Origin of the sequence: Cloacibacillus sp., assembly GCA_036655895.1 — a bacterium.
Classification (GTDB): Bacteria; Synergistota; Synergistia; order Synergistales; family Synergistaceae; genus JAVVPF01.
Genome location: JAVVPF010000079.1, coordinates 1 through 4,102, shown reverse-complemented (window position 1 = coordinate 4,102; position 4,102 = coordinate 1). Strand labels below are relative to the sequence as shown.

Annotated in this window: 3 protein-coding genes; all 3 read right to left on the bottom strand. The window is 48.0% G+C overall.

From position 1 onward, the window contains the following. Window positions 1-125 precede the first annotated feature (125 nt). Window positions 126-767: a TetR/AcrR family transcriptional regulator gene (locus RRY12_12680; GenBank protein MEG2185528.1), complete on the bottom strand. Its 642-nt coding sequence runs from the start codon at window positions 765-767 to the stop codon at window positions 126-128. A 203-nt stretch (window positions 768-970) separates the two neighbouring features. Beyond that, a complete protein-coding gene (locus RRY12_12675) occupies window positions 971-2,239 on the bottom strand; it encodes an amidohydrolase family protein (protein MEG2185527.1) in 1,269 nt (422 codons plus the stop codon). Between the two features lie 35 nt (window positions 2,240-2,274). Then, complete coding sequence (locus tag RRY12_12670; GenBank protein ID MEG2185526.1) at window positions 2,275-3,684, bottom strand: sodium:solute symporter family protein; 1,410 nt, start codon at window positions 3,682-3,684, stop codon at window positions 2,275-2,277. Between the last annotated feature and the right edge of the window lie 418 nt (window positions 3,685-4,102).

Sequence of the window (4,102 nt, the reverse complement as noted above, 5' to 3'; positions counted from 1 at the left end):
CCTGGACGAATACTACGGCGAGTTCCAAAAGTCGTAGAAGGGAAGAAAACGGGAGGGAAAGCTGCCGTAAAACAGGAGGACGCCCTTAATATCGCGCCCTCCTGCTCTCTATTATTCTATATAATTTAGTGTGCTTTAGTGATTTGTTTAGTATCGCCCGCGATGCCCCTCAGGTAGCAGTCGAAGGCCGAGGTATTATGGCTGCGGATGTCCTGTGTGGAGCGCTCTATGACCCAGTCCATCAGGCAGCCTCTGCTGATTATCGTCAGGTCTTTTATCAGTTGTTTCTCCGGTATGTCAGGGCGTATATCGCCGCTTTCCTGGCCCAGCCTCACCAATTGTGTGATTATTTTGTAATATGTACGATCGCGGTTTGTCATGATTTTTGCAAATTCGTCGCTGGATATCATATACGAATAGACGACTCCGATGTAGTCCGAGCCGTAATAGACGCATGTCTCATCCATATAAAGCATCATCTCTTTTATTACATCAAGAATATTTTGCCTGGGTTCGGAGGAGGCAAGGACCTCTTCAAGATGAACGGCATATTTTTCGTCTAACTGCTGATGCCAAGCCACCAAAATCGCAAATTTATTTTTGAAATGATGATACAGCGTACCCACAGAGATACCAGTCGCGTCGGCGATCTCCTCCACAGTCACATTATTGAAGCCCTTTTCTCTGAACATTTGATGCGCGACTTCAAAAATACGTTTTTTCGTCTCTTTGGCTTGCTGCTGCCTTTTTGTTCCTTTTATATACAAATTAAAGCCGCCCCTCAATACACCTGTCGAAGAATGATTATCCAGTATAGCATAAGAGGCGGGATGCCGAAAGTTCCAGCGGCAGCGTTTTGCCTTTGTCTTGTCTGGCAAATGTTTTCCAGCGAATACCTGCGTAAAATGTGGCGCCGAAGAGCTCTCATCGTCTTCGGCGCCGCATTTTACGCACTGTAAGGGAGTTTAAATTATTCTTCATCCATGCGGCTGACCGCAGGGTAGATCTTTCCTTCCTTCATAACAAATGAACAGTCGCGCAGCGCGTGCGGGTCATGAAGGATATCGCGTTTCCATCCGGCAAAGTCGGCGAACTTGCCTGCTTCGATTGTACCAGTAACGTCATCCACCTCGCATATCTCAGCGTTGTTCTTAGTGGCGGCCTGCAGGGCGCGGAACGGGTCCACTCCGTTTGTAAGCCAAGCGTAGTATTCCCACCCGCTTTCATAATTATTATGGACAGCTACCATATCGGTGCCGTAGCCAAGTTTTATCTTGCTGTCAATGATTATGCGGCGTCCTTCCTGAAGCTGTTTCATGTACTTATGCAGTTTTCTGTTGTAGGCCGGACTTTTTTTAGCCATGCTCTCCTCGTCTGGGTGGATAGCATCCTCATACGGCATGAACGTAGGAACAAGGTAGGTGCCGCTGTCTTCAAACATTTTAGCCGTTTCCTGATCCATCAACGAACCATGTTCCATTCCGGTTATTCCAAAACCAATGAGCTTCTTCATCAGGTTAGGCGCATAGGCGTGTGCCGTGACAGAAATCTTTACCTCTTTTGCGGTATCGAATATGGCCTTGAACTCCTCGTCGCAAAGTTGTATGTCGTCAGGGTCGTCGTTCGGCGTAGCAAACCCTCCAGTAGCCATAATTTTCAGAAAATCGCAGCCCATCTTTTTTTCTCTGCGCACGGCGCCGCGAAAAAAGTCCGCGCCGTTGCCGCAGGTGGGATATTGATTCATCATATAGTCAGACAGATAAGGGTTCTGGCGCACGACCTGCGTCATATCGCCGTGGCTTCCAGGAGTGCAGAGGAAATGCGAAGAGACGACAAGGCGCGAACCTTCAACGTACCCCTCTTCTATAGCTCTTTTGACATCCAGCTCATAGGCCTCGCGCCACCAGCCAAGCGAACGTATCGTTGTGAAGCCGGAAAGCAGCGTCCTGCGCGCGCACGTGGCTACGGCAAGAGTTCTGTATCCATCCGAATTAAACACCGTATCTGCATAGACGTCTTTCCAGTGAAAATATTGCGTGTGCATGTGCGCGTCTATAAGCCCAGGCGTCACAGTCATATTAGACAGGTCTATGACCTCCGTGTTTTCTGGAGCCGGGAGGTTATGCCCTACCGCGCTGATTTTTTTGCCTTCAACCAGGATTTCTACCTCTTTTTGCAACTCTGGCTTCAGTCCATCGTACAGTTTTCCGCATCTTACTTTGACAAATTTTTCTTCCATAATCAACGTCCTTTTCCACATTCAGTTTTCATAGACTAACGCCCAAACTTTGGCTGCGTGCATAACGAACCTATTATCAGAGCCGCTACCGATATTGGAAGCGCCACATAGATCGTCTGGACACCGTAGGGATACTTGAGCACTTCCCAGATTATTGTCGCGATAGTTCCCAATACCATTGACGATATACCGCCGAATTTTGTGATTTTTGGCCAAACGAGGACGCCGACTACAACCGGCGTGATCGCTACGCCTGAGATGGTATAAGCCATGTATTGCACTGCGAGTATACTTGGATAGAACTGCAAAATGATATATGCGAGCACACCTGCAACAGCTATGAATGCTCTCGTAGCCCACATCTGCTGTTTGTCCGTCGCTTCTGGATTGATCAGCTTTGTATAGATGTCCACCGTGAAGTTTGAAGATGCGGAAAGAAGGAACGAGTCGGCGGTCGTTATTATAAAGGCCGAGGCAGCAGACAGCAGCAGGCCGCCCCAGAAAACCGGCAGCAGAGAGGAGGTGGCAATAAGAGACTGACCGGCTGCGATATTGCTTCCAAAATAGAGACGCCCAATGAATGAAAGGCAGGCGATCAGAGGAATGACGACAAGCGAGGCGACAAGGCATCCAATAAGACCGATACGCGCCGTACGGAGGTCTTTAGCCGCGTTGATCCTTTGGTAGAAATTCTGGTCGCCTATTGTAAGAAATGCAAGCGGCAGATAGGCGCCAAGCCAGCCCCAAAAGCTCTGTCCTCCAAGGAAGCTAAGCTGCTCCGGCGTCGCAGTCGCTTTGATCCACTCGATCCCTCCGACCTTCAAAAGCAGCATCGGAACAGCTGCGCCTATGCCTATCAGCATAATAAAGGCGCTCATAGCGTCCGTCGTGGCAACCGTTTTAAGACCGCCGGAGTAGGCGAGAATAATGACGACCACCGCGCAGACGATGGTGCATATCTCCACCGGTATGCCTGTGGTCGTGTTCAGCACAAAACCAAGGCCGCGGTACTGGAATGACACTATTGAGATAAAAGAGAGGGCTATAATGCAGGCGGCGACGATGCGCGCAGTTACGCCGAACTTTTTTTCAAGCAGCTCGGCAATCGTGTAACATCCGCTGTTTCTTATCTTTTCACTGAGCATATAAAGAATCGAAAGGCTGAAAATCGGAGGCAGCATAAAACATACGCCAGGCCATATTCCAAAATTATAGGCAAGAGAGTTGCCGCCGCCTGTGACAGTACCTCCGCCAAGGTATGTGGCGAATATCGTACCCACTATTACTATCTTGCCAAGACTGCGTCCGGCAAGCAGAAAATCTTCCTTACTCTCACTGCCGGCTTTTTTCGCCTTATTGTAGAAGTATCCTCCAACCGCAACCATCAACACCATGTACGCTATAACGACCCAAAGCATTGCCTGAACATGTTCCAACTCGTGCATATCTTTCAACCCCCATATAAATGATGTTAAAAATACGTGCGTCATTCAAAATAGAACTTCGCTTCGAGTAAAATTTGCTCTGCTCCTCTCTCTAAAATAATAAGCGTTCACTGAACTCGTTCATCGAGTGGATTATAATATATATTTTCAAAAAATACAACCGTTTATATGAACTGCGAATTATAATTTGTTTTTAATAATGTGTTGCAATTATGATTCTTTTTTCATGTCGTGCATAGGCGAATAACGGACGGCGCTGAGACGAGGAACCTTTTATCAATGAAGCAACGCTCTCCACGTAGCTTTATGCCGCGCAGTAAAAGGCAGCACAACTGCCTCATGTTTCATTGTTCAGCATGGCTTCTTTTCCGCTTTCCAGCAGTTTTTGCTGCTGTGGGAGTTCTCTTCTGCGGTCCTG

Excerpts from the sequence above, each read along its gene's own strand:
- RRY12_12675 (MEG2185527.1), bottom strand. The coding sequence starts at position 2,239 with ATGGAAGAAAAATTTGTCAAAGTAAGATGCGGAAAACTGTACGATGGA.
- RRY12_12670 (MEG2185526.1), bottom strand. The coding sequence starts at position 3,684 with ATGCACGAGTTGGAACATGTTCAGGCAATGCTTTGGGTCGTTATAGCG.